At 67.1% G+C, this 23,303-nt stretch carries 23 protein-coding genes; 11 read left to right on the top strand and 12 right to left on the bottom strand.

Going from position 1 to position 23,303, the window contains the following annotated elements; all coding sequences use genetic code 11:
* Window positions 1-28: 28 nt before the first annotated feature.
* The gene (locus AC3FOF_RS15005; protein ID WP_488727034.1) at window positions 29-1,591 is read right to left on the bottom strand and encodes a class I adenylate-forming enzyme family protein; all 1,563 of its coding nucleotides are present in this window, start codon (window positions 1,589-1,591) and stop codon (window positions 29-31) included.
* 386 nt (window positions 1,592-1,977) lie between these two features.
* Between AC3FOF_RS15005 and AC3FOF_RS15010 the strand changes: the two genes are divergently transcribed.
* Together AC3FOF_RS15010 and AC3FOF_RS15015 are read left to right on the top strand one after the other, a co-directional pair.
* A complete protein-coding gene (locus AC3FOF_RS15010; protein ID WP_017223944.1) occupies window positions 1,978-2,691 on the top strand; it encodes a hypothetical protein in 714 nt (237 codons plus the stop codon).
* A gap of 30 nt (window positions 2,692-2,721) precedes the next feature.
* The gene (locus AC3FOF_RS15015; RefSeq protein WP_488727035.1) at window positions 2,722-3,390 is read left to right on the top strand and encodes a hypothetical protein; all 669 of its coding nucleotides are present in this window, start codon (window positions 2,722-2,724) and stop codon (window positions 3,388-3,390) included.
* Between the two features lie 46 nt (window positions 3,391-3,436).
* Here AC3FOF_RS15015 and AC3FOF_RS15020 read toward each other — a convergent pair whose 3' ends face one another.
* From AC3FOF_RS15020 to AC3FOF_RS15060, 9 genes are all read right to left on the bottom strand, one after another.
* Window positions 3,437-4,252 (bottom strand): shikimate dehydrogenase family protein, encoded by an 816-nt coding sequence (locus AC3FOF_RS15020; protein ID WP_488727036.1) that lies wholly within the window; start codon window positions 4,250-4,252, stop codon window positions 3,437-3,439.
* Window positions 4,253-4,288: 36 nt separating this feature from the next.
* Window positions 4,289-5,266, bottom strand: a complete 978-nt coding sequence (locus tag AC3FOF_RS15025) for a 2-hydroxyacid dehydrogenase (protein ID WP_488727037.1) — start codon at window positions 5,264-5,266, stop codon at window positions 4,289-4,291.
* Between the two features lie 2 nt (window positions 5,267-5,268).
* Window positions 5,269-6,240: a sugar kinase gene (locus AC3FOF_RS15030; RefSeq protein WP_488727038.1), complete on the bottom strand. Its 972-nt coding sequence runs from the start codon at window positions 6,238-6,240 to the stop codon at window positions 5,269-5,271.
* Window positions 6,237-7,025 carry a sugar phosphate isomerase/epimerase family protein gene (locus AC3FOF_RS15035; RefSeq protein ID WP_488727039.1) on the bottom strand — a complete coding sequence of 263 codons (789 nt, stop codon included), beginning with the start codon at window positions 7,023-7,025 and terminating at the stop codon, window positions 6,237-6,239. Before AC3FOF_RS15035 ends, AC3FOF_RS15030 begins: the two co-directional genes overlap by 4 nt.
* Window positions 7,022-7,768, bottom strand: a complete 747-nt coding sequence (locus tag AC3FOF_RS15040) for an amino acid ABC transporter ATP-binding protein (protein ID WP_276264511.1) — start codon at window positions 7,766-7,768, stop codon at window positions 7,022-7,024. The genes AC3FOF_RS15035 and AC3FOF_RS15040 overlap by 4 nt, the downstream gene beginning before the upstream one ends.
* Window positions 7,755-8,405, bottom strand: a complete 651-nt coding sequence (locus tag AC3FOF_RS15045) for an amino acid ABC transporter permease (protein WP_017225137.1) — start codon at window positions 8,403-8,405, stop codon at window positions 7,755-7,757. The genes AC3FOF_RS15040 and AC3FOF_RS15045 overlap by 14 nt, the downstream gene beginning before the upstream one ends.
* A complete protein-coding gene (locus tag AC3FOF_RS15050; RefSeq protein WP_017225136.1) occupies window positions 8,402-9,160 on the bottom strand; it encodes an amino acid ABC transporter permease in 759 nt (252 codons plus the stop codon). The genes AC3FOF_RS15045 and AC3FOF_RS15050 overlap by 4 nt, the downstream gene beginning before the upstream one ends.
* 41 nt (window positions 9,161-9,201) lie before the next feature.
* Window positions 9,202-10,002 (bottom strand): transporter substrate-binding domain-containing protein, encoded by an 801-nt coding sequence (locus AC3FOF_RS15055; RefSeq protein WP_488727040.1) that lies wholly within the window; start codon window positions 10,000-10,002, stop codon window positions 9,202-9,204.
* 229 nt (window positions 10,003-10,231) lie between these two features.
* Window positions 10,232-11,287, bottom strand: a complete 1,056-nt coding sequence (locus AC3FOF_RS15060; protein ID WP_488727041.1) for a LacI family DNA-binding transcriptional regulator — start codon at window positions 11,285-11,287, stop codon at window positions 10,232-10,234.
* Between the two features lie 200 nt (window positions 11,288-11,487).
* On the opposite strand from AC3FOF_RS15060, the gene AC3FOF_RS15065 reads away from it, so the two are divergent.
* The 3 genes from AC3FOF_RS15065 to AC3FOF_RS15075 all read left to right on the top strand — a co-directional run bounded on the left by AC3FOF_RS15065 (window position 11,488) and on the right by AC3FOF_RS15075 (window position 13,873).
* On the top strand, window positions 11,488-12,006 hold the full coding sequence (locus AC3FOF_RS15065; RefSeq protein ID WP_276264506.1) for a sigma-70 family RNA polymerase sigma factor: 519 nt from the start codon (window positions 11,488-11,490) through the stop codon (window positions 12,004-12,006).
* A complete protein-coding gene (locus AC3FOF_RS15070; protein WP_488727042.1) occupies window positions 12,003-13,007 on the top strand; it encodes a FecR domain-containing protein in 1,005 nt (334 codons plus the stop codon). The genes AC3FOF_RS15065 and AC3FOF_RS15070 overlap by 4 nt, the downstream gene beginning before the upstream one ends.
* 263 nt (window positions 13,008-13,270) lie before the next feature.
* Complete coding sequence (locus AC3FOF_RS15075; protein WP_488727043.1) at window positions 13,271-13,873, top strand: cysteine hydrolase family protein; 603 nt, start codon at window positions 13,271-13,273, stop codon at window positions 13,871-13,873.
* 23 nt (window positions 13,874-13,896) lie between these two features.
* Here the strand turns inward: AC3FOF_RS15075 and AC3FOF_RS15080 are convergent, their stop codons facing one another.
* Window positions 13,897-14,478, bottom strand: coding sequence for a shikimate kinase (locus AC3FOF_RS15080; protein WP_488727044.1), 582 nt, complete (start codon window positions 14,476-14,478; stop codon window positions 13,897-13,899).
* 334 nt (window positions 14,479-14,812) lie between these two features.
* Here AC3FOF_RS15080 and AC3FOF_RS15085 point away from each other — a divergent pair, with 334 nt between their 5' ends.
* Both AC3FOF_RS15085 and AC3FOF_RS15090 read left to right on the top strand, forming a co-directional pair.
* Entirely contained in the window at window positions 14,813-17,257 is a 2,445-nt protein-coding gene (locus AC3FOF_RS15085) for a TonB-dependent siderophore receptor (RefSeq protein ID WP_488727045.1), read from the top strand.
* Window positions 17,258-17,268: 11 nt separating this feature from the next.
* Entirely contained in the window at window positions 17,269-19,149 is a 1,881-nt protein-coding gene (locus AC3FOF_RS15090) for an enterochelin esterase domain-containing protein (RefSeq protein ID WP_488727046.1), read from the top strand.
* Window positions 19,150-19,156: 7 nt separating this feature from the next.
* On the opposite strand, the gene AC3FOF_RS15095 is transcribed toward AC3FOF_RS15090, so the two are convergent.
* A complete protein-coding gene (locus tag AC3FOF_RS15095) occupies window positions 19,157-19,756 on the bottom strand; it encodes a dihydrofolate reductase family protein (protein ID WP_488727047.1) in 600 nt (199 codons plus the stop codon).
* Between AC3FOF_RS15095 and AC3FOF_RS15100 the strand changes: the two genes are divergently transcribed.
* The 4 genes from AC3FOF_RS15100 (at window position 19,746) to AC3FOF_RS15115 (ending at window position 23,299) form a co-directional block, all read left to right on the top strand.
* Entirely contained in the window at window positions 19,746-20,333 is a 588-nt protein-coding gene (locus tag AC3FOF_RS15100) for a TetR/AcrR family transcriptional regulator (RefSeq protein ID WP_488727048.1), read from the top strand. The two genes, AC3FOF_RS15095 and AC3FOF_RS15100, sit on opposite strands and share 11 nt — an antisense overlap.
* Window positions 20,334-20,583: 250 nt before the next feature.
* A complete protein-coding gene (locus tag AC3FOF_RS15105; protein ID WP_488727049.1) occupies window positions 20,584-21,399 on the top strand; it encodes a creatininase family protein in 816 nt (271 codons plus the stop codon).
* Window positions 21,400-21,461: 62 nt separating this feature from the next.
* A complete protein-coding gene (locus tag AC3FOF_RS15110; protein WP_488727050.1) occupies window positions 21,462-22,631 on the top strand; it encodes a YncE family protein in 1,170 nt (389 codons plus the stop codon).
* Window positions 22,628-23,299: an HAD-IB family hydrolase gene (locus tag AC3FOF_RS15115; protein ID WP_017226163.1), complete on the top strand. Its 672-nt coding sequence runs from the start codon at window positions 22,628-22,630 to the stop codon at window positions 23,297-23,299. Before AC3FOF_RS15110 ends, AC3FOF_RS15115 begins: the two co-directional genes overlap by 4 nt.
* Window positions 23,300-23,303: the final 4 nt, after the last annotated feature.

Raw genomic sequence — 23,303 nt, forward strand, 5'->3', positions numbered from 1 at the left:
GGCGGGCGGTGCGGCGGTGCCGGGCGTGTCAGTCCAGCGGCCTGCCCGGCCGGAAACCATCCCGCAGTTCCCGCTTCAGCACCTTGCCGATCGCGCTGCGGGGCAGTTCCTCGGCCAGTTCCACGGCGGCGAGCCGCTGCGTCTTGCCGACCCGCTCATTGGTCCAGTCCATCAAAGCCCCGGCGGATGCAGGCGCTCCTTCGCGGCGAACCACGAAGGCCACCGGCGTTTCGCCCCAGCGCTGCGACGGCACGCCCACCACCGCGCAGTCGGCCACATCGGGATGCTGCCGGAGGATGCTCTCCAGATCGCTCGGATAGATGTTGAAGCCGCCGCTGATGATCATGTCCTTCTTGCGGTCCAGCAGCGTCAGGAATCCATCCTCGTCGAAACGGCCGACATCGCCGGTCCGGATGAAGCGCTTTCCGCTGGCGTCGCGCCATTCCGCGGCGGCGGTCTTTTCCGGTTGCTTGTGATAGCCGGCCATGATGGCGCCGGAATGCCCGACCACCTCGCCAATCTCGCCGATGGGCACCTCGTGGCCGTGGTCGTCGATCAGGCGGATATCGTGCCCCTCCATTGGCCGGCCGACGGTATGGAGCTTGGCCGGAAACTCGTGGGCGGCGAGAGCGCAACTGCCGCCGCCCTCGGTCATGCCGTAGTACTCCACCAGGCCGCCTGGCCAGCGCTTGAGCACGTCGGCCTTCAGTGCCGCGCTCATGGGCGCGCTGGTGGAGAACTTCATCCTGAACGCCGACAGGTCGTAGTTGCCAAAATCGGCGCGTGCCATCAGGCGCTGGTATTGCACCGGCACCAGCATGCTGTGGTTGACGCGGTAACGTTCCGCCAGTTCCAGATAGCGTTGCGCATCGAACTTCGGCATCAGCACCGCGGTGCCGCCCAGCGCCAGCGTGGGAATGAAGCTGACCAGCGTGGTGTTCGAATAGAGCGGCGTGGAAATCAGCGTGACGGCCTCGGGCCCGTAGCCGCCCATTTCGTGGACCCGCCGGATCTGGTTCCAGCGCAGGGCGTGGCCGTGCACGATGCCCTTGGGCGTCCCCGTGGTGCCGGACGAGTAGATGATGTTGAACACCTGTTCCGCGTCCACTGGGCGCACCTCCGGCCGGCTTCCCGCGGGCGCCAGCCATGCTTCGAACGACAGGCCGGTGGGCGCACCGGCCAGGCCGACCAAGCGGGCTCCGATGCCGTCCCTGACCGCCGCAATCTCACGCAAGACGTCCGGGCCAATGAAAAGCAGCCTGGCCTCCGCATCATCCACCATGCCGGCCAGGCTTGCCGGGGTGGATGACGGGGCGAGCGGGACGATGGCGACGCCGGCCCGCAGGCCACCGATAAAGACCGCGGCATACTCGATGGAGGCGGCGGCGCAGACGGCCAGCGCGTCGCCGGGCCGCAGGCCGTCGCGCTGCAGGGAGGCCGCCACGCGGTCGGCCAGTTGGTCGAATTCGGCATAGCCGACCGAGCGCTGGTCGTCGACCACGGCAAGGTGGTGCGGCCGCTCGGCGGCATGGGCACGGACACAGTCAGCGAGGTTGCCGACGGGTTGCGCCAGGATGTCGTTGATATGCATGAGGAATTCCTGTCTCCATTTGGCGTCGCGCTGGACGGGGCCTGAGCCGTCAGCGCGAGCGGATTTATGGTCTTGGGCGGCTGGCCGTCCAAGCCTTCGCCAGCCGATCTCCTCCCGTACCGGTGATGGTCCTGGCAGGGCGCGACGAGGGCGTCCCGGGAGTCTAGTCCGGAGTGGCCCCTCTATCAACGGCCCGGATTCCAGGTGAAAATCAATTAAATGGCAAAAACGATATCAAGGAGCGCATTGATTCAAATTTGACATTTGATGGCGCGCCACATGTATCATGTGCGCCCGAGTGCTTCCGGTCGGCTAATCGGCACTTAACGCTTGGCAATAGGCAAGCAACACCAAGCAATAAAGAAAATAAAGAAAGGAATTAGGTAATGAGCGTTCTCAATAAGGTTGAAGGCGGTTATCTGCAGTTGTTGCGGGTCCTGGTGCTGGCGATGGCCACGCTCGTGCTTGTCTGCGCTGCTATTTTCGGCGCGCGAGCCCTGATGAACTACAACGCCAAGCCCAAGGCGGTTTCGGAAGACATCGCCATCAGCGCGGCCTCCTTCCATCTCGGCAGCGAGCCGGAGGAGAAGGAAGCCGAGGGCGATGGCAAGAGTGACGTCCACGCGGCCGAGCACGCGAAGCTGGCAGACAGCCTGCTTGCCGTGATCAAGAAGCATGGCAAGGCGCTGGCCGGCCCGACCTTCGAGGTTGACAAGACCGAAGTGCACAATTTCGTCGAGGCGGCGTTGGGCGAGGAAGACCTGGGCGAGAAATTCGTGGCAACCCAGACCGCATACATCGACCAGGTTTTCGCGCGAGCCGATGTGGTAAAGCATGTCAAGAACAGCGAAACGTTCTATGAGACGCTGAACAAGGCCTTCGGGGACTACCGCAAAGCCTATCTTGCGGAGAAGGAGCGGATCTCGGGCGAAAAGGCGGTGGCCGAGGGCGAAGCCAGCAGCAAGCAGGTCGAGGCCGCGCAGTCGATCTACCTGATCGGTGCGCTGTTCTCCGCGTTCATCCTGCTGGTGCTGTTGATCGTGCTGATCCGCATCGAGCGCAGCATCCGCTCGATTTCCGTGGGCAAGCCGGCGGTGTGAGGTACAGGGCCGCCATGGCGGCGCATAGGCATGGAACTTCGATTTACGATCACGGCAAGCCAGTTGGACGATTTTGCCGAACGGGCCAAAGCGAGCCGCCAGGCCCGCCAGGCCCGTTTTGACCGAAGGCGGGAGCGGGCGGAGGCATGGATCGAGCGATGCCAGCGGCGCTGGCTGCCGTTGCTGTTGCTCGTATTGCCATTGCTCGGTAGCGGCCTGGTTCTCTATCTTCCCGCGCGGCGGTTCAGCATTGAAGCGGGCATTGCCCTGGCCATCGTCTCCGTCGTTTACTTCTTGCTTTGGCGGCGTTACGCCCGGCGCATGGTCGATGCCCTGCTTGAGCGCCCGTTCAAGTGGCGCACGATGCTGCTTCACCGTCTCGCGAGCAAACTGGAGCACTCCCTGGATCGCTCGAACCGGCGTCGCCTGGCTGCGCTGGAAGGGTGTCACAGGATCCATATCGCGTCGGCGGGATTGACCCTGGAGCCACCCGGGCGCAAGGCCATTTCGCTCGCCTGGGGCCAGATTGCGCAATTGCGCGAGAACGGGGAGTTCTACCAGATATCGACGCGCGTCCAGAAGCGGATCGGCGTGGGATACCTGATTGCCAGGCAGAGCCCGGAGATGGATCCGGAGGCATACCAGGCCGGGCTGCAGTCTCTGGTGCAACGCGTTCTCGAAGGACGGGCGCACGGCTGACGAAGGCCTGGCGCCGGGCGCAAAGGTTCGCCGGAGTGGAGCATGGCTATGACTGGCGTGCGATCTCCTCGAGCAGCGCTGCTTCCATTGCTTCGATCGGCGCCCGTGCGCAACCGGTGTAGAACTCGACCTGCGCGCACGCCTGGTGCAGCATCATGCGGGTGCCGTCGATGGTGCCGCAACCCAGTGCGGCAGCGTCGCGGATCAGTTTGCTCCTGACCGGGATGAAGGCCGCATCCATGACAAGCAGATGCGATGCCAGTTGTCCCGCCACCGGATTGATGTCGGGCGCGCGGAAGCCGGCGGCCGTGGCGTTGGCAAGGATATCGAAGCCGGACGCACGGAAGTCGGGAAGGGCGCCGCCAAAGCGCAGGCCCAGTGAATCCGCCAGGGCCTGTCCGCGTGCCGCGGTGCGGTTGAACAGCGTCACTTCCGCGCCGGCCTCGCGCAGGCCGTAGGCCATGGCCCGCGCGGCGCCGCCCGCGCCGAGCAGCGCGACACGCTTGCCGCCAAGCGCGGTCGCCTCCTCGAACGCGCGCACGGCGCCGGTGCAGTCGGTGTTGTAGCCGGTGAGCACCCCGTCGACATTGTTGATGGTATTGACCGCGCCGATGGCGCGCGCGCTGTCGTCGAGCCGGTCCAGATGCGCGATCACGGCCTCCTTGTGCGGCATCGATACGTTCATGCCGCGCACGCCCAGCGAGCGGATCGCCTGCACGGCGCCCGGCACGTCCTGCACGCCGAAGCAAACGAAGGTGTAGTCGACCCCGAGCGCGCGATAGGCCGCGTTGTGGATGCGTACATTGAAGGTGAAAGGCTCGCCCATGATCGAGCCGCACAGGGTGGGAATGGAGCGGGGCATTGCGGATTCGTCCTTAAAGGGAAATTGTGTGGCGGCTCAGGCCGCTGCAGCAGCCAGGTCGAAGCACGCGGCGGGGCGCCGTCCGGCCAGTGCGTCCAGCAGGTTGCGGGTGGCCAGCTCGGCCATGGCGCGCCGGGTCTCGTGCGTGGCCGATCCGATATGCGGCAGCGCCGTCACCAGCGGGTGGCGGCGCAAGGGGGAATCCTGCGGCAGCGGCTCGGTGGCGAACACATCGAGTCCGGCCGCACGCAAGTGCCCGCTGTCGAGCGCCGCGAGCAGGGCGGCTTCCTGCACGATCTGGCCGCGCGCGCCGTTGACGAAGATGGCGCCCGGCCTCATCAGCGCGAACTCCCGCGGGCCCATCAGGCCGCGCGTGCCCTCGGTGAGCGGCAGGGTAACGGCGACGATATCGGCTTGCTGCAATGCGTCATCGAGCGTAGTCCGGGCAGCGCGGCCAGCAAGCTCGGGCACCTCCACCGTGGTTTCATTGACGTACAGCACCCGCATGCCGAAGCCCAGCGCCGCGCGGCGCGCGACCGCCTGGCCGATGCGGCCGAAACCGAGGATGGCCAGGGTCTTGCCGTGCACGTCCCAGCCGAACAGGCTTTCGCCGATGTTGCGGGTCCAGCGGCCCTCCCGCACATGGGCGGCCAGTTCGGCCAGGCGGCGGCTGGCCGCCATGATGAGCGCGAATACCGTGTCGGCGGTGGTCTCGGTGAGCACGCCGGGCGTATGGCAGAGCGCAATGCCATGCTCGCGCAGCCACGCAAGGTCATAGTTGTCGATCCCGACCGAGATGCTCGAGATCACTTCCAGGTGGCGGGCCCCGGCCAGTTCGGCCGCGCCGAGCCTGTAGCTGGAACCGATCAGGCCGTGCGCGTCCGCCAGCGCCGCGCGGAAGGCCGGCAACTGCCCGGGCTGGCGCGGGTCGGCGACGATCACCTCGTGCTGTGCTTCGATGCTGGCCAGCAGGTCCTGCGGAAGCGGGCGGAACACCAATACATTCTTGCGCATGATCATCCTCTTGCCGGCCTTGCCGGCGATTCAATGCCGGCGGTTTCCAGTTGCCCGCGCGTCGGCAGGCCCTCGGTATCGCCCCGCACCTGCACCGCGCGGGCGCCGATCCAGGCGCCGCGCCGGACCGCATCCGCCACCGGCCGTCCTTCCAGCAGCGCGCTGATCACCCCCACGGCAAAGCCGTCGCCGGCGCCCACGGTGTCGACCACGCGCTCGACCCCGCAAGCCGGGATATGGCCGGAACCCGCCTCGCCATCGAAATAGGCGCCGTCGGCGCCGAGCTTGACCACCACCAGGCGGGCGCCGCGCGCGCGATAGAAGGCGGCGATGCGTTCCGGCTCGGCATGGCCGGTGAGAAACCGGCCTTCCTCGATGCCGGGCAGGATCCAGTCGCATTGCCGCGCCAGGTCGTTCAGCGTGGCGCGCATCAGTTCGGGCGAGGCCCACAGCGTGGGCCTCAGGTTGGGATCGAAGGAAACCGTGCGGCCGGCGCCACGCATGGCGGCGATGGCCTTGCGCGTGGCCGCCTGCGTGCCTTCGGCCAGCGCCGGGAACACGCCGGTGACATGGAGGTGCCGCGCGCGGCGCAACCACGCATCGTCCAGGTGCGCGGCGCCCATGCGGCTCGCCGCCGAGCCGCGGCGGTGGTACTCGACCGGCGGGTCGCTGCCATCGTCGACGCGGCCCTTGAACTGGAAGCCGGTGCGCTGGCCGGGCTCGCATACCACCTGGCTGCAATCCACGCCCTCGCGCTGCATCTCGCCAAGCAGGTAGCGCGCCATCGAATCGCTGCCCAGGCGGCTGGCCCAGCCTACCTTCAGGCCCAGTCGCGCGAGGCCGATGGCGACATTGGTCTCGGCGCCGGCGGTGCGCTTGTGGAAGGTCTGCACGTCCTCGAGCGGACCGGTTTCGCCCGCCACCAGCATCAGCATGGCCTCGCCCAGCGTCACTACGTCGAGATCGGTGCTCATGCGGGCAACTCCACCGAACGCAGCAGGTCGAGATGGCCTCGCGTGACCTGCACCAGGTCGTCACCCTGCAGCGGGAACTCGATTGCGCGCGGAGCGCCGGCCGGCAGGTTGCGCAGCACGCTGCGCCAAGGGGCGGACGACGCTTCCAGCGGCACGGCTATCCACTTGGCCGAGGTGCGCTGTACCCCTTTGCAGTGCACATAGCCGACCTGGCCGGCCAGGACCCGGGCGGCGTCGAGCGGGTCTTCGCCGTTCCAGTGCCAGTTGCCCATGTCGAAGGTCATGGGTATCGCGTGCCCCAGTGCGGCGGCACGCGCAAAGAAATCGCGCAGCGGTGGCAGGGTGCCGGCCGGCCCGGTCTGGTCGTTCTCCACCACCAGTTCGATCCCGGCGTGGCGCAGCCATGGCAGCAGCGGTTCCAGCGCCGCGCCGGCCTGGTAGCGGCCGAGCGACATCTTGACGCGCATGGCGCCGAGCGCCTGCGCGACACTGAAAGCGCGGTCGAGCGCGCCGGCGTCGAGGCTGCCGGCATCGTTCCATAGCCCCTCCGGGCTCGACCACACCACCGCCAGCCCGTGTTGCGCGGCCACGGCGCGCTGCTCGCCCAGTTCGTCCTGGTGGCCGCGCTGCAGCTCGCCGCGGTACTCCACACCGTCGGCACCGGCCGCCGCCGCGATCCGTGCCAGCGCGGCCTGTCCTTCGCGCTGCGCCAGTTCGGCGCCATAGGCGGCGAGCGAGACCAGCACCGCCGGCCGGGGCATGGGGAGGGATTGTCCCTGGGTCATTTCAGTGCTCCCGCGTTGAGGAATTGCCGCAGCTCGGGTGTGCGGGGTTGCGCAAACAGCGCCTTCGACGGGCCCGCCTCGTGCACCTTGCCCTGGTGCATGAAGATGGTGGTATGCGCCATGCGGCGCGCGAACTCCATCTCGTGCGTGACCAGTACCATGGTCATGCCCGATGCCGCCAGGTTCTCCATCACGCGCAGCACTTCGGCGGTCAGTTCCGGATCGAGCGCGGAGGTCACTTCGTCGAACAGCATGACCTTGGGTTCCATCGCCAGCGAGCGGGCGATCGCCACCCGCTGCTGCTGGCCGCCGGAGAGCTGCTCCGGATAGCAGTCCTTCTTCTCCAGCAGGCCGACCTGGGCCAGCACCCGGTCGACGATGCCCGGGATCTGGCCGGCGGGCAGCTTCCTCACGATGGCCGGGGCCAGTGCAATGTTCTCGCCCACGGTCAGGTGCGGAAAGAGGTTGTAGCTCTGGAACACCATGCCCACGTCGCGGCGCAGGTCGAGCAATTGCTTCCTGTTGTGATCGAGCTTGTGCCCGGCCACGGTGATGTCGCCGGCGTTGATCGTCTCCAGGCCGTTCAGGCAGCGCAGCATGGTGCTTTTGCCCGAACCGCTGCGGCCGATGATGGCGACCACCTGGCCCGGTTCGATCGCGAACGACACGCCCTTGAGCACGGCGTTGGGCCCATACGACTTATGCACGTCGCGTGCTTCGACAATGGCTTCAACGGTTGACATGGAGTCTCCTTTCCATGCGCCTGGCTGCCGACGAGAGCGGGAAGCAGAGCGCGAAGTAGATAAGCGCGACGACGACGAAGACCGCGAAGGGCTGGAAGGTCGCGTTGTTGATCAACTGTCCGGCGCGGGTCAGTTCGATGACGCCGATGATCGAGGTGATCGAAGTGTTCTTGACCAGCTGGACCGAGAAGCCGACCGTCGGCGGCAGGGCCAGCCGCACGGCCTGGGGCAGCACCACGAAGCGCAGTTGCTGCCAGCGGGTCATGGCGAGCGCCTCGCTGGCTTCCCACTGGCCTTGCGGTACGGCCTCGATGCAGCCGCGCCAGATTTCACCGAGGTAGGCGCTGGCGTAGACCGACATCGCCAGCATGGCGGCGACCATCGGCGACAGCTTGAGCCCGAGCACGGAGAGGCCGTAGTAGCTGAGGAACAGCACGATCAGCACCGGCGTGCCCTGCACGATCTGGATATAGACCGTGCTGGCCAGGCGCAGCAGGGGGCTGCGCGAGGTACGCGCGAGTGCCACCAGGAAGCCAGCCAGCGTGCCGCCGGCGAAGGCCAGCAAGGTCACCCACAAGGTCCAGCGGGCCGCCAGCAGGAGAATCCCGAGATGGTTCCAGGAGAACTCGGTGATCATCGGGCGCTCCCTGCGGTGACCGGTGCCAGCGGCGTGCGCGCCAGGGGCGCAACGCTGGCCGTGCGTGCGGCCTTCCTTGCCCGTGCCACCGCGCGGCGGCGCCTGAAAACGACATTGCCGAGCAGGGCGAACATGGCCCGCAGCAGCAACGCCAGCCCGATGTAGATGAACATCACCAGGATGTAGCTTTCAAAGGTGCGGAAGGTCTGCGAATCCACCTGGTTCGCCACTGCGGTCAGTTCTTCCACCGAAATCGCCGAGACCACGCTCGAGGTGAGCATCATCAGGGTGAACTGGCTGGTCAGCGCCGGATAGACCTTCTCGAAGGCGGGCACCAGCGCCACGTGGCGGATCATCTGCCAGCGGGTCATGCCCAGCGCGGCGGCAGCCTCCAGCTGCGAGCGGTGGATCGCCTGCAGGCCGGCCCGGATGATCTCCGTCGAGTAGGCGCCCAGGTTGACGGTCATGGCGATCAGCGCAGCGGTGAGCGCATCGATCTGCAGGCCGACGGTCGGCAAGCCGAAGAAGATGATGAAGAGCTGGATCAGGAACGGCGTGTTGCGGATCGCCTCGACGTAGAGCGTGGCGGCGCGGCGGGTCCACGGACCGCCATAGGTGGCGGCGATGGCGCCGACGGTGCCGGCCAGCGTCCCGAGCAGGATCGAGCCGAAGCTGAGCGCGAGCGTCATCCCGGCACCCTCGGCGAAGCGGTCGAGCTGCGACAACACCGGGGCCCATTCGAATTGGTAGTGCATGCGTGTCTCCTGGCGCGCCGGATGGTGCTGGCGCGCGGGGTTCAGAACACCGGCAGCGCGGGCAGCGTCTTGCCGGTCCACTTCTGCGCGATGGCGTCGAGCTCGCCATTGAGCCTGGCGTACGAGATGGTGGTGTTCAGCCACTGGCGCAGTTCGAAAGCGTCCTTGCGCACGGCCATCGAATTGGGCTGTACCGAGAAGGCGAACTTGGCGTCGAACTTGCCGGCGCCGCGTGCTTTCATGATCTCGTTGCCGGTGGTGTTGGGCAGGGCGATGGCATCGACCTGGTTGCTGATCAGCGCCTGGGCGCAAGTGGCGTCGTCTTCGAAGCGGACGATATTCATGCCGGGCACCGCCAGCCGGGTCAGCGCGGAATCCTGCGTGGTGCCGCGCGTCACGCCGACCTTCTTCTTGCCGAGATCAGCCAGCCTGGCGTACTTGGCCGCGGCCGGCGCGAAGATGGTCAGCTCGAAGGCGCTGTAGGGCGAGCTGAACATGATGGCCCGGGCCCGCTCGGGTGTCGGCGCCAGGGTCGCCACCAGGAAGTCGACCTTGCCGGCTTCCAGCGCCGGAATGCGGCTGGGCGAGGTGAGCGGCACGATATCGACCGGCACGCCGAGGTACTTGCCCAGCAGGTTGGCCACATCCACGTCGTAGCCGGCGGGCTTGCCGCTGGCGTCGGTGGTGCCGAAGGGCGGCGCGCCGGTCACCACGCCGATGGTGACTTTTCCCTTCTTGACGATCTCGGCGACGGTCTGCGCCTGGGCGCCGGCGGCGCTGGCCACGACCAGCAGCGCGAACAAGGGCTTGGCCAGCTGGCGCAATAAGCGTTGGATATCCATCTTTGTCTCCTGCACGGGTTATTGATGTGTCGCCGGCGGCACGGTGGCTGGCGAATGCGGTTCTGAAACCGGTTTCAGGATTATAGGAAACCGGTTTCAGAACTCCACCAGTGGAAACCCTAGGCAGCAGGAAATCGGCTTGCGGGGAGCCGGGACGCGGCTCGAATACGCGTGTCAGTACCTTGCCGCTGCGCCAGCGGCAAGGCTTGCGTGAAACGAGGGGAATGGCTCAGGCGCGGCGGGTGGACCCGCGCCTGACCAGGGTGCCGGGCAGCAGGACCTGGCGCGGCGGCAGTTGCGCGCCTTGCAGGCGCTCGATCAGGCAATGGGTGGCGACCCGGCCGATATCGTCGGTCGGCTGGGAAATGGCGGTGATGCCGGGGCCGACCAGGGCGGCCCATTCCGGATCGTCGAAACCGATCAGGCCAAGGTCGGTGCCGAGCTGCCACCCCAGCCTGGCCGTGGCTGCGGCGATCCGCAGCGAGATCACGGCATTGGCCGCCAGCACCGCGGCCGGCGCATCGCCGGCGCGCCGGCGCAGTGCGCGCAGGGCTTCGTCCAGCGCGGCGTTGTCGCCGGCCCGGGCTTCGAAAACAGCACCGCTGAGCGAGTCCGCATGTTCGGCGATAAAACCCTGGAAGGCGCTGGCCCGTTCGTTGCGGGAACTGATCGCCTTCAGCGGTTCGGAGATGAATAGCAGGTGCCGGTACCCGGCTTCGCTCAGGTGGCCGGCCGCGGACTGCACCGCGGAGCGGTTGTCGAGCGCGATCAGGTCGACCTCGGCGTCGCCCACCTTGCGGTCTACCAGCACCACGGGCTTGCCCAGTTGCGCTGCGTCGGCAAGGGCGCCGGCGTCGTGGCCCAGCGTGTGCAGGATGAACCCTTCGACCCGGTAGGCCGACAAGGCGCGAATGGCTTCGCGCTCCAGTTGCTCGTCATTGGCGAGGTTGAACAGCATCACCATATAGCCCGCGTCGCGGCAGGCCTTCTCCACGCCGCGCAGCACGGCTACCGAGAACGAGTTGGAAACATCCGCCACCACCAGCCCGATCAGGCGCGATTTGCCGCGCTTGAGCGCCTGCGCCATGGGGCTCGGGCTGTAGCCCAGTTCGCGGACCGCCCTGGCGACGCGCGCCTCCACGTCGGCGGACAGCTGCTCGCCGCCCCGGTTCAGGTAGCGCGACACCGTCGCCTTGGATACGCCCGCATAGGTGGCGACATCCTGGATGGTGAGCTTGTCTGCAGGCTTCGGGGTGGGCGGGGACAGCGGCGCGGGACGGGACATAGTGGGTCGGTTGCGGTGAAACCAGTTTCACGATTATGCCCCGGACTGGCGCCGGGTTGCCAACGGCAGGGCGGCACGCAATCCGGCATTCCCTTGCCAGGTGCCGCTTCAATCGCTTAAAATCCAATACGAATGATTCGCATCCGCATTTATCAAGGCAAGGCGCCAGCCGGCGCTGTCCGCGCGGACGTCAAACCACCATGTCCGCAGCCGATCCCAGCCTTACCCAGGAAGTCCACCATCTTTACAGCGATCACCATGGCTGGCTGCGCGGCTGGCTGCGCAAGAAGCTGGGCAACGCCATGGATGCCGCCGACCTGGCGCACGATACCTACCTGCGCGTGCTGGCCGCCGGCGCCGCGCCGCGGCCCGAGCAGTCGCGACGCTATCTGACGCAGATCGCCAACGGCCTGGTGATCGACCTCTACCGGCGGCGCCATATCGAGGCTGCCTACCTGGCCACCATCGCCGGCCTGCCCGAAACCCTGTCGCCGTCGCCGGAAACCCGGGCTCTGCTGCTGGAAGCCCTGATCGAGATCGATACCATCCTCGACCGCCTCGCGCCCAAGGCGCGCCGCGCGCTGCTGCTGTGCAAGCTCGAGGGCCTGAGCTATCGCGAGATTGCGGAGCAACTCGGCGTATCGGTGTCGTCGGTGGAGAAATACATCGCCAGCGCGCTGGTGGCCTGCTACGCCGCGCTGTTCGGCGTCCCGGCATGACGGCGGCAGGACAGCGTCCGCCCGATGCCGACGACGCGGCCGCGGTCGATCCCGAGGTGGTCCGGCGCGCCGCGCAATGGCTGGCACGGCTGTGGTCCGAGCAGGCCAGCAGCGCCGATGCCGCCGCCTGTGCCGCCTGGCGCGCCGCAAATCCCGAGCACGAGCGCGCCTGGCTGCGCCTGCAGGCGGTGGGCGACAAGCTGCATGGTGTCCCGCGCGAAGTGGCGCGCGGCACGCTGCTGGCACCGCGCGGCGCGGCGCCGCCGGCCACGCGGCGCAAGGCGCTGGGCCTGCTCGGCCTGCTGGCCCTGGCCGGCGGCAGCGCCTGCCTGGTGCGCGAGACCGAGACCTGGCAGCTGGCCCTGGCGGACCACCACAGCGCCGTGGGCGAACTACGCGACGTGATGCTGCCCGACGGCACCCGCATCCTGCTGAATACCGCCAGCGCCATCGATGTGGACTACGACGACGGCGAGCGCCGCGTGGTGCTGCGCGCCGGCGAGATCCTGGTCAGCACCGCGCCCGATCCGGCGCCGGTGTACCGGCCATTCCTGGTACAGACCCGGGAAGGCACGGCACGCGCTTTGGGCACCCGCTTCACGGTACGGCAGCAGGATGGCGCCTCCAGCATCGCCGTGCTGGAAGGCACGGTCATGGTCAAGCCGGCGCAGCCGGGCGCGCGCGAGGTGCGCATCGATGCCGGCCAGCAGACGGCACTGCGCTCCGGCGCTGCCTTGCCCCCGCGGCCCGCCGACGAAGACACGGCAGCCTGGTCGCGCCGCATGCTGGTGGCCGAGCGCATGCGGGTGGCGGATCTGCTCGCCGAGCTGGCGCGCTACCGGCCCGGCGTACTGCGTTGCGATGCCGGGGTGGCCGAGATGCGTGTGAGCGGGGTGTTCCCGCTGGCCGACACGGACCGGGCACTTGCCAACCTGACCCTGGGGCTGCCCGTGGCGCTGGTTTACCGCACCCGTTACTGGGTTACGGTGCAGGCTCGCTAGTTAGTGTCCGGAGCCTGGAAACTCGTTGCGCATTTCGGTTTCAGGACAGTGGATGCGCAGGCCAGGAGGGGGGCGTGCCCAGGCTGTGCGCGCGGGCGGTTGCTGGTTCTTCGGCGATCCGCGGGGAACACGAAGGTCGCCTGGCGACCTGGAACGGTCAACCGGTTGGTCATGGTAGAGTCGATCATCATTCTTTATCGCGTAGCCTTATGTCGCCACCCGTCGAACGTAGACCCGCCGATTCAGCAGACCATCAACAGGGCATGGAAAACGCCGCTGACGCGCACAGTGTGACCATGCGGATTCCGGCAATTGTTCCAGCGCAAACCGCTCTGGTGGTCATGCATTATCAGACCGACATCCTGGCGTTGTTTCCATCGGTCGCGCCCGCTTTGCTCTCCAATACGCGCAAGCTGTGCGACGCTGCGCGGGCCAAGGGCGTCAGCGTCTATTTCGCCAAGATCCACTTTAGCCCAGGCTATCCGGAAGTCAGTCCGTTGAACAGGAACGGGCAGGGAATCAAGCAACTTGGTCTTTTCGTCGACGACCGGATCTCGCCGGAACTCGGCCAGCAGGCCACTGAACCGCTCATCATCGCGCATCGTGCCAGCGTGTTCTTCGGTACCGACCTGCAGTTGCGGCTTTCCGCGCAGGGTATCGATACCCTGCTCATGGTGGGCATCGCGTCGACCGGCGTGGTGCTGTCGTCGGTCGCGTACGCGAGCGATGCGGACTTCCGTTTATTCACGGTCAAGGATTGCTGCTACGACCCGGACCAGGTCGTGCACGATCATCTTTTTTCAACGGCGTTCGATTCGCGCACAACGGTGCTTTCGCTTGCTGATGCCTTGCTGTTGCTTGGCTAGCATTCCGCCCTTGCCAACTGCGCCTACTTACGGAGGACGATACGTCCATGCACAAACCGCTCAATCTGAGACGCGGTCTTGTCTGGCGCAGCATCGCTTCGAAACCGGGCGCATGACAACGCCATGAACTTCGGAAATCGCTCTCGTATCCGTCGCGCCTCGCTTGCCCTGTCACCAGGTAGATACGGTCTCGAAAGCTGCCGCTGCACGATGATCTCGACACACGGCTCCAGCTCGAATGCGGGCAGCAGCAAGGAGGTCAGTGCATCGGATTCGATGGAGCAACGGAGAGCCTGATATTCATGGTCAACGCCCTCGGGGTAAGTCAGAAAGCCCGAGGAAAGGGCCAGAACGGTGGGGGCTGCGAGCGAGGACCTGACCTCCCGGTAAACAGCGATGTTCTGCCTTGCATAGGCCGCGTAACCCCGCGTCGCTATGAACGCGCCAATGTTCCCTTCGAATGCCATGAAGCGCTCGTCCAGGTCGACGAACTGCCAGCCGAGCCGCTGAGCCAGGACGGGACCGACAGAGGTCTTCCCGGCGCCGCCGGGCCCGACGAGATGAAGAACACTTGTCATTTTTTTACCAAAGCGGCGCGCCAGCATCAATGAACCCGATTCTAGCGCAGGCCGGGATGCCCGGTCCTGGCGGGGAGCGGCCGTCCAATGCCGACCGCCGCTTCCGCGATGACCACTGCTTCTTTCTCAAGATCGGCGTGACTTTCCCCGGATATCGTCGAATTCCCTTTTTTTTGCCGCGGCATTGAGGGTTTCGGATTCTCGTTCGGAATACCAGGAGAACAGACACGAAACCCTTGGCATCGAAAAGGATCCCGCTATGCCGTGCAGCCGTACCCCGGCCACAGTGCGCCCGACAGGCGCCCGCTCTTCCACGCTCCGCTCCAGCCCTAAGCCGCCATGCGCGGCCGGGTTCACGCCGATGGCGGCCGCCGCTCCGCGCCTGACCGCGCTGGCCGCCGCCATCGGGCCGGCCTGGGTCGCTGCCCTGGCGTTCGGCCTCGGCAGCGCCGCCATGCCGCTGCGCGCCGAAGCCGAGCCGGTACGCGATGCGGCCGAGGCCAGGCGTGCCTACGAGATCGCGCCTGGCACGCTGGACCAGGTGCTGAACCGCTTTGCCGGCCGCGCCGGCGTGGAACTGGTGGCCGACGCCGCGCTGACGCGCGGCAAGACCAGCGCCGGCCTGAGCGGCAGTTTCACGCTGCAGGAGGGCTTTGCGCGGCTGCTGGCGGCACACGGGTTACAGGCGGTGCGCGGCGTCAACGGCGCCTACACGCTGCGGCCCGACGCGCATCCGCCCGGTGCCGTCACCGAGGCCGCGCTGCCGGAGGTGACCGTGAGCGCCGCCGCCGACCGCGCCGAAGCCCTGCCGGAATCCTACGCGGGCGGCCAGGTGGCGCGCGGCGCCAGGCTCGGCATGCTGGGCAATGCCGACATGATGGACACACCCTTCAACATCAGCAGCTATACCGCGCAGGCCATCGAGGATCAGCAGGCCGGCACAGTGGGCGATGTCCTGGTCAACGATCCCTCGGTGCGTTTCACCACGTCGGCCGGGCATATCTATGAGAATTACAGCATCCGTGGCTTCTCGGTCAACGCCGACGACCTGGCGCTCAATGGCATGTACGGGTTGTCGCCCAATGGCCATGCGCCCACCGAGTTCATCGAACGGGTGGAAGTGCTCAAAGGCCCCAGCGCCTTGCTCTCAGGCATGTCTCCGAACGGCGCCGTGGGCGGCGTCGTCAACCTGGTTCCCAAGCGGGCGGGCGACGCGCCGCTGACGCGGTTCACCGCCGACTACATCTCCAGTTCGCAATTCGGCGGCCATCTTGACGTGGGGCGGCGCTTTGGCGGCCGCAATGAATTCGGCGTGCGTTTCAACGGTGCCTACCGCGACGGCCGCAGCGAACTGGACGGGCAGAGCAAGAAGCGCCTGCTGGGCGCGCTCGGGCTGGATTATCGCGGCGAGCGGCTGAAGCTGTCGCTGGACGCCTATGCCAACGAGGAAGACATCAGCAACGGCAGCCCATGGATGGCGTCCTTTTCCGGCACCACCGTGCCCAGTCCGCCCAAGACCGGCACCAACCTGCTGCGCGGCACCCATGGCCGGCTGGATAACAAGGCGGCGGTGGTGCGCGGCGAATTCGATTTCAACGACCAGTTCACCGCCTATGCCGGCGTCGGCGCGCGCAGCTATCGCTATTCGGGCTACATCAACGGCACCCGCGCCGGCAACGTCTCGCCGGCCGGGAACTACACGGGCATGACCTACCACCAGAACGGCTACATCGACACGCTGTCGGCCGAAGCCGGGTTGCGGGCGCAGGCGCGCACCGGCCCGGTCGGGCATCAACTGGTGCTGAGCGCCACCGCGCTGCAGATCGAGAGCGGCACCGTCAACAAGACCGGCGCCAGCTACGCCTCCAATATCTACAATCCCGCCACGCCGCGCCTGGCGGGCCAGCCGGGCGCCGCGCCCAAGACCGCCGAGACTACGCTGACCAGCATCGCGCTGGCCGATACGCTGTCGTTCGCGCGCGACCGCGTATTGCTCACCGCCGGCCTGCGTGCCCAGCGCGTGCAGACCACGACCTTCAGCGGTACCACCGGCGTGCAGACCGCCGACTACGACAAGAGCGCGCTGACACCGGCGCTGGGGCTCGTGGTCAAGCCGTGGAGCGCGCAGGTGTCGCTCTATGCCAACTACATCGAGGGACTGAGCCAGGGCGACAGCGTGACCGACGTCACCGCGCGCAACTACGGCGAGGTCTTCGCTCCCTACAAGAGCAAGCAGATGGAAGCCGGCGTGAAATGGGACGCGGGCGAGATCACCAACACCCTGAGCGTGTTCCAGATCAGCAAGCCGAGCATGCTCAAGGACACCGCCAGCAATACCTACAACGCCGACGGCGAGCAGCGCAATCGCGGCGTGGAATGGAACCTGTTCGGCCAGGTCGCGCCGCAGGTGCGCTTGCTGGGCGGCGTGACCTATACCCAGGCCTTGCTGACCCATACCGCCAACGGCGCTTTCGACGGCAACACGGCCTTCGGCGCGCCGCGCTGGGCCGGCAGCGTGGCGCTGGAATGGGATACGCCCTGGGTGCCGGGCCTGACCCTGACCGGCCGCGCGGTGCGCACCAGCTGGCAGTACCTCAATTCCGCCAATACGCAGCGGATTCCGGGCTGGACCCGCTATGACGTCGGCGCGCGCTATGCCACGCGCGTCCAGGGCCGCAAGGTGGTGTTCCGCGCCAGCGTGGAAAACCTGCTCGACCGCAGCTACTGGACCGGCACCTTCAACGACGGCTTCGCCACGCAGAACGCGCCGGGTACCTTCAAGCTTTCTACCACCATCGACTTCTGAAGGGGCCGGTCATGAGGAAGAGCGAGATGCGGCATCGGGATGGATCCAGGCGGCCGCCACGCGCGCTGGTGCTGGCGGCGATGCTGCTTGGGATGGCCTGCGGCGGCGCGCGCGGGCAGGGTGAAACGCCGGCCCCGCAGACGCAGATCGCGCCGGCGGGGCAGCAAGGCGCGGCAGGGGTGCGGCTTGGCGAGGGCGGCAGTGCCGGCGGACTGTGGCGTCCCGGCATGCCGGCAGCCTACCGGCTGGCGCTGGCAAAGGGCGACCTGGTACAGGGCAGCTTCGAGGGGGTGCCGGCGGCGCTGGACCTGCTCGATGCCCAGGGCGGGCGCCTGCGGCGCCTGGCCGGCGCCGGCATGCCCACCCGCGACTTCATGTTCGTGGCACCACGCGATGGCGACTACACGCTGCGGGTAGGTCCCCCGGAAGATGGCAGCGATGGGCTTCTTGGCAGGAATGCAACTAACGGCCAGGAGGCTATCCCCCACACCAAGCCTGCGGCCCAGGCCGGCACGCCATACCGGATCACGGTAGACGCCATTGTGCCGCTGCCGGCGCAGCACGCGCCGGCAGCGGCGGTCGAGAGCCCACGGTTGCGGGCATTGGCAGAGACGCTTGCCAGCGGTGGTGGCAGCGCGGCGTTCTGGCGGGAGATGAGCCAGCGCGGCACGCCGCTGGTCGAGCCGTTGTCCGAGCCGCTTGCCGGGTCCGGCAAAGAGGGCGCGGTCAGCGATGGCGGCGCCGGCAAAGCGGTGCTGGTGACCTTCCTGTGGCGCGGCGCCGGCCACGGCGTGCGCCTGTTCGGCAGCCCGGCTGGCGATCATGACGAACTGGCGCGGCTGGGCGACAGCGACGTCTGGTTCCGCTCCTACCGCCTGCCCACCAGCACGCGCCTGAGCTACCAGCTGGCCCCCGACGTGCCGAAGTTCGACGCGCCCGCGGCGCAATTGCGCCGCGCCATCCTGGCCACCGCGCAGCGCGACCCGCTCAATGCCCGGGTGTTTCCGGCCGCTGGCGCCGATGCGTTCCAGGCCAAGTCGGTACTGGAACTGCCGCAGGCGCCACCGCAGCCGTGGGTGGAGGCAAGGCCGGGCGTACCCGCCGGTACGCTGTCGCTGCACCGCTTCGAGAGCCGGTTGCTGGGCAATGCGCGCGACGTTTACCTGTACCGTCCCGCCGGCTACCGCCCCGGTGCCGCCGGCCAGGCGCTGCTGCTGGTATTCGATGCGCATGCCTACGTGAGCCTGGTGCCGACGCCGGTGATCCTCGACAACCTGATCGCGCAAGGGCGTATCCCGCCCACTGCGGCCATCATCGTCGGCAACCCGAGTGCCGCGGCGCGTAGCGCGGAACTGCCGCCCAACCCGATGTTCGCCCGCTTCCTCGCCGAAGAACTGATGCCGTGGGCGCGCGGGCAGGGCCTGTCCGCCCCGGCGGCCAGCACTGTGGTGGCGGGGTCGAGTTTCGGCGGACTGGCTTCGGCCTACGCCGCGCTGCGCCATCCCGAACTGTTCGGCAATGTGCTCAGCCAGTCGGGATCGTTCTGGTGGGCGCCGGGGCCGGGCTCACCGTTGGGCGCATCCGCGCCGGCGCGCGAGCCGGAATGGCTGACGCGCGAGTATGTGGCGGCCCCGAGGATGCCGCTGCGCTTCTATCTGGAGGCTGGCCTGTTCGAGGGCGCGCGGGGGCCCGGCGGCATTCTTTCCACCTCGCGCCATCTGCGCGATGTGCTGCGGGCCAAGGGCTATCCGGTGCGCTACGCCGAGACCGCCAGCGGGCACGATTACCTGCACTGGCGCGGCTCGCTGGCGTGCGGACTGCTGGCTTTGCTTGGCAGCGGCAAGACTGCGCGTGGCGGCGGAGAGGGTGCGTGCGCGGCGTCGGGACGGTAGGCGCCGCTTACGCGTCGCCCGTTTTCGCAAGGTTCGCAAGATATCTTGTCTGCACCAGCCCGCTGGGCAGGCTTCTGGTGCTGTGCATGCGCCATGTGGCCCGTGGCAGGTCCTGGTCAAAAAGCGCAATGCCTTTGCCCAGCACGACGGGCACCCGCGACAAGGTCAGGCTATCGACCAGCCCCGCCCGCAGTCCATCCCGAACCACGGCACCGCCGTCCAGGTAGACATGGCGATGTCCCGCTTTGCCCAGATCCCGCAGCAACGCATGCAGCGGGACATCGGCGCGTTCCTCTCCGTGCCTTGGGCGCAGTTCGCGGCCAGTCAGTACGACCACGCGCTTGCCCTCGTAGGGCCAGGGCCCGAATCCCAGCACCGCGTCGTAGGTGTTGCGGCCCATCACCATCGCATCGGTTTCGCGCATCAAGGCGGCGTATCCGGTAGCCTCCGGCGGATCCGAGGCATACGGCGAAAGCCATGACAGATCGCCGCCTTCACCGGCGATGAAGCCATCGAGGCTGACGGCAAGAAAAACGCTGACCATTGGACGATGCATTGGTGTGCCCTTATTAAATCTACGGTGTAGAATTATAAGCATGAGCACCATTGAAAATACAGCCCAAGCGGCTCCCGTTCGCAGGCGAGGCCGCCCGCCAAAGCTGGAAGCCGACGCCATCCTCACGGCAGCCACCGCGCTGCTCGAGCAGGCGGGCGAAGACTTCTCGATGCGGGGCCTGGCGCAGGCGATGGGCGTCGACCCGATGGCGGTCTACCGCTATTTCCCGACGAAAGCGGCGCTGCTGGATGCGGTGGTGGCGCATGCGTTCGAGGCACTCGACTCCGCCACGCTGCCGTTCGCGGCCGGAGACGATACGCAGTCGAAGCTGATCGCCGTATGCTCGATGTACCTGAAGCTGGCTTGCCCGGTGCCGGCGCTGGTCCGCCTGATGGCGCGGGGCGCTGTCGGGCCGGCCCATGTCGGCCGGCGTTTTGACGCGCTGTTCGAACTGGCCGTGGCAGATCTCGGCTTGTCCGATGCGCAGTACCTGCTCGCCAGGGATGTGGTGGTCGACTACCTGCACGGCTATGCCCTGTCCGGGCGTAGCCCCGACAGGGGCGAGTGGGCAGCGGGGATCAGGCTGATCCACGCCGGCATTGCGGCTGGTGTTTCAGGACTTGCATAAGTCCAGGAATTCCAACGCTGGTGCTGCGCGAAAAGGGCTGACGGAGATCGGGCGGCCGGCCCAAGGTATTGTCGGCCAATGTATCCTATGTATCATGTGCAGCATGCCGATTGCTGTCTTCTCCCGCGAGGCCCGCAGGCTCGCCACCGATACGCCTGGCCGGGCGCAGTCCCGGCGCGCAGGGCGATCCACTGGCGCTTCCATCGCTTCCTTCTCCACACCTGAACGAACTTTTCCACGAGGGCTCGCCATGCGTTTTCTCCTCCGATCGGCTCTTGCGTCCGCGCTGGTGCTTGCGGCCACCCAGTCCGCCATGGCGCAGGTGCCTAAAACGGTGCAGCTGGAGGAGCTGACGTGGACCGAACTGCGCGACCAGATTCACGCCGGCAAGACCACCATCATCATTCCCATCGGCGCGACCGAGCAGAGCGGTCCCGGCGTTGCGCTCGGCAAGCACAATGCACGGGTCAAGGTTCTGTCCCAGCGCATCGCCGAAGGCCTGGGCAATGCATTGGTGGCGCCGGTGATCGCCTATGTGCCGGAGGGGAGCTATGCTCCGCCGACCTCGCACATGCGGTTTCCCGGCACGATCACCGTGCCGGACGACGTGTTCGAGAAAACGCTGGCGTCTGCCGCGAACAGCTTCAAGGTCCACGGATTCACGAACATCGTCTTTCTCGGCGATCACGGCGGCTACCAGAACGATGTCAAGCGCGTGGTGGCCCAGCTCAACAAGGCCTGGGCCGGTTCGGGAGCCCGCGCGGTCGTGCCGCCGGAGTACTATGCCGCCAGCGCTGACGGTTACGCTGAGATGCTGCGCAAGCGCGGCTACCGCGACGACGAGATCGGCACGCATGCGGGACTTGCCGATACGTCGCTGCAACTCGCGGTCGCACCGCAGATGGTGCGGCTCGAGCGCCTGAGAAGCGGCCCCAGGCTGGGGCCGGCGGACGGCGTCTATGGCGGGGATCCGCGTCGTGCGAGCGCCGAGCTCGGCCAGCCCGGCATCGATGCGATCGTCGCGCAGACCGTCGGGGCCATCAGGAAGGACACCGGAGTCCATTGACGCGTCCGGTGCCGTCCGCCTTCCGCATCCAGCCGCATTTTCACTCGATAAGGGAACCAGCCATGCCATTGCATCCTCATCGTTTTTCGCGCCTTGCTTCGGCAGTTGCGGTGGCGGCCGGTTGCTGTGCCGCCGCCGCGGCATCCGCTGCGGCGGCTGTCGCGACCGTGGCCGGCATGCCGCCCGTGGTGAACCCCGGCAACCTCTATGGCGAAGCGGCTGCTGGCCATATGAGCCCGGCGGTGTCGGGCGCGTTGCCACGCGTCTATGTGCCGAACCTGCGCTCGAACGACGTCTATGTCATCGACCCGGCGACGCTCAAGGTGGTTGACCGGTTCCCGGTCGGCCGCAGCCCGCAGCATGTCGTTCCGTCGTGGGATCTGCAGACGCTGTGGGTAGCCAACAATGCCGAGGGCCGGCCCGACGGCAGCCTGACCCCGATCGATCCGAAAACCGGTAAACCCGGCAAGGAGATCCGGGTCGACGATCCATACAATATGTACTTCACGCCGGACGGCAAGGAGGCCATCGTCGTTGCGGAAGCGCATGCGCGGCTCGACTTCCGGGATCCGCGCACGATGGCGCTGAAGTCGAGTCTCGAAGTGCCGCAATGCAAAGGGATCAACCACGCGGACTTTTCGATTGACGGCAAGTACGCGCTGTTCACCTGCGAATTCGACAGCAGCCTGGCAAAGATCGACCTGGTGAATCGCAAGGTGGCCGGCTACCTGCAGCTCGGCAAGAAGGGCATGCCGCAGGATATCCGCATTTCGCCCGACGGCAAGGCGTTCTACGTCGCCGACATGATGGCCGATGGCGTCCATGTGGTCGACGGCGACAGCTTTACCAAGACCGGCTTCATCCAGACGGGGGTCGGTACGCATGGGTTGTATCCAAGCCGCGACGGCACCAGGCTCTATGTCGCCAATCGCGGCTCCAACCGTGTGCACGGGCCAAAGCATGGCAAGGGCAGCGTGTCCGTGATCGACTTCGATACACGCAAGGTCGTCGCCACCTGGCCGATTCCGGGCGGCGGCAGCCCGGATATGGGCAACGTCAGCGCCGACGGCAAGACGCTGTGGCTGTCGGGCCGGTTCGACGACGTGGTCTATGCCATCGACACGACAACCGGTTCGGTCAAGTCCATTCCGGTGGGCATGGAGCCGCACGGCCTCACCGTCTGGCCGCAGCCCGGACGCTATTCGCTTGGCCACACCGGGAACATGCGTTGACCCGCGACCCGTGGCGCGGCGGTTCTCCCGGCCAGGCGATCTCACGCGACAGTGTCGTTGCCGCTTTCGATTTCGACGGCACCATCACCACCTCGGACAGCCTGCGCGATTTCGTGCGCTACATGGTCGGTGGCCGGGGATTGATCCGCGGTGCGGTTTGCGCGGCACCGTGGCTGGCCGGCATGCTGGCCGGCACATGCGACCGGGGGACCGCGAAAGCCCGTTTCCTTGCCGGTGCGATCGGCGGCATGACCCGGCGCGAACTGGAGCGCGCGGCGCGGCGATATGTGGCCCAACGGTTGCCGGCACTGATCCGGCCTGAAATGGAGGCAAGGCTGCGGGAACACAAACGCCGCGGTCACCGGCTGGTATTGGTCAGTGCCTCTCCTGCGTTCTACCTGAAGGTTTGGGCCGAGAGCGCGGGCTTCGATGCCGTGCTTGCAACCGAGCTTGAATTCCGCGGCGACCGCTTTTCCGGGCGCCTGGCCTCGCCGAATTGCTGGGGGCCGGAAAAAGTGCGCAGGCTCCAGCAGTGGTCCGGCGTCGGAAAACCGCCGGTGTTGTTCGCCTATGGCGATAGCCGGGGCGACAGGGAACTGCTCGCGCTGGCCGACCATGGGTGGCTGCGCGGCCAGGGCGAAATGCCTTCGATCGACGCATGGCCGTAGCCGA

This window comes from Cupriavidus sp. 96C5-1 (assembly GCF_057798855.1).

What these genes read in the sequence shown, in the direction of transcription:
- AC3FOF_RS15005 (WP_488727034.1), bottom strand. Translation starts at nt 1,591, where the DNA reads ATGCATATCAACGACATCCTGGCGCAACCCGTCGGCAACCTCGCTGAC.
- AC3FOF_RS15010 (WP_017223944.1), top strand. Translation starts at nt 1,978, where the DNA reads ATGAGCGTTCTCAATAAGGTTGAAGGCGGTTATCTGCAGTTGTTGCGG.
- AC3FOF_RS15015 (WP_488727035.1), top strand. Translation starts at nt 2,722, where the DNA reads ATGGAACTTCGATTTACGATCACGGCAAGCCAGTTGGACGATTTTGCC.
- AC3FOF_RS15020 (WP_488727036.1), bottom strand. Translation starts at nt 4,252, where the DNA reads ATGCCCCGCTCCATTCCCACCCTGTGCGGCTCGATCATGGGCGAGCCT.
- AC3FOF_RS15025 (WP_488727037.1), bottom strand. Translation starts at nt 5,266, where the DNA reads ATGCGCAAGAATGTATTGGTGTTCCGCCCGCTTCCGCAGGACCTGCTG.
- AC3FOF_RS15030 (WP_488727038.1), bottom strand. Translation starts at nt 6,240, where the DNA reads ATGAGCACCGATCTCGACGTAGTGACGCTGGGCGAGGCCATGCTGATG.
- AC3FOF_RS15035 (WP_488727039.1), bottom strand. Translation starts at nt 7,025, where the DNA reads ATGACCCAGGGACAATCCCTCCCCATGCCCCGGCCGGCGGTGCTGGTC.
- AC3FOF_RS15040 (WP_276264511.1), bottom strand. Translation starts at nt 7,768, where the DNA reads ATGTCAACCGTTGAAGCCATTGTCGAAGCACGCGACGTGCATAAGTCG.
- AC3FOF_RS15045 (WP_017225137.1), bottom strand. Translation starts at nt 8,405, where the DNA reads ATGATCACCGAGTTCTCCTGGAACCATCTCGGGATTCTCCTGCTGGCG.
- AC3FOF_RS15050 (WP_017225136.1), bottom strand. Translation starts at nt 9,160, where the DNA reads ATGCACTACCAATTCGAATGGGCCCCGGTGTTGTCGCAGCTCGACCGC.
- AC3FOF_RS15055 (WP_488727040.1), bottom strand. Translation starts at nt 10,002, where the DNA reads ATGGATATCCAACGCTTATTGCGCCAGCTGGCCAAGCCCTTGTTCGCG.
- AC3FOF_RS15060 (WP_488727041.1), bottom strand. Translation starts at nt 11,287, where the DNA reads ATGTCCCGTCCCGCGCCGCTGTCCCCGCCCACCCCGAAGCCTGCAGAC.
- AC3FOF_RS15065 (WP_276264506.1), top strand. Translation starts at nt 11,488, where the DNA reads ATGTCCGCAGCCGATCCCAGCCTTACCCAGGAAGTCCACCATCTTTAC.
- AC3FOF_RS15070 (WP_488727042.1), top strand. Translation starts at nt 12,003, where the DNA reads ATGACGGCGGCAGGACAGCGTCCGCCCGATGCCGACGACGCGGCCGCG.
- AC3FOF_RS15075 (WP_488727043.1), top strand. Translation starts at nt 13,271, where the DNA reads ATGGAAAACGCCGCTGACGCGCACAGTGTGACCATGCGGATTCCGGCA.
- AC3FOF_RS15080 (WP_488727044.1), bottom strand. Translation starts at nt 14,478, where the DNA reads ATGCTGGCGCGCCGCTTTGGTAAAAAAATGACAAGTGTTCTTCATCTC.
- AC3FOF_RS15085 (WP_488727045.1), top strand. Translation starts at nt 14,813, where the DNA reads ATGGCGGCCGCCGCTCCGCGCCTGACCGCGCTGGCCGCCGCCATCGGG.
- AC3FOF_RS15090 (WP_488727046.1), top strand. Translation starts at nt 17,269, where the DNA reads ATGAGGAAGAGCGAGATGCGGCATCGGGATGGATCCAGGCGGCCGCCA.
- AC3FOF_RS15100 (WP_488727048.1), top strand. Translation starts at nt 19,746, where the DNA reads ATGAGCACCATTGAAAATACAGCCCAAGCGGCTCCCGTTCGCAGGCGA.
- AC3FOF_RS15095 (WP_488727047.1), bottom strand. Translation starts at nt 19,756, where the DNA reads ATGGTGCTCATGCTTATAATTCTACACCGTAGATTTAATAAGGGCACA.
- AC3FOF_RS15105 (WP_488727049.1), top strand. Translation starts at nt 20,584, where the DNA reads ATGCGTTTTCTCCTCCGATCGGCTCTTGCGTCCGCGCTGGTGCTTGCG.
- AC3FOF_RS15110 (WP_488727050.1), top strand. Translation starts at nt 21,462, where the DNA reads ATGCCATTGCATCCTCATCGTTTTTCGCGCCTTGCTTCGGCAGTTGCG.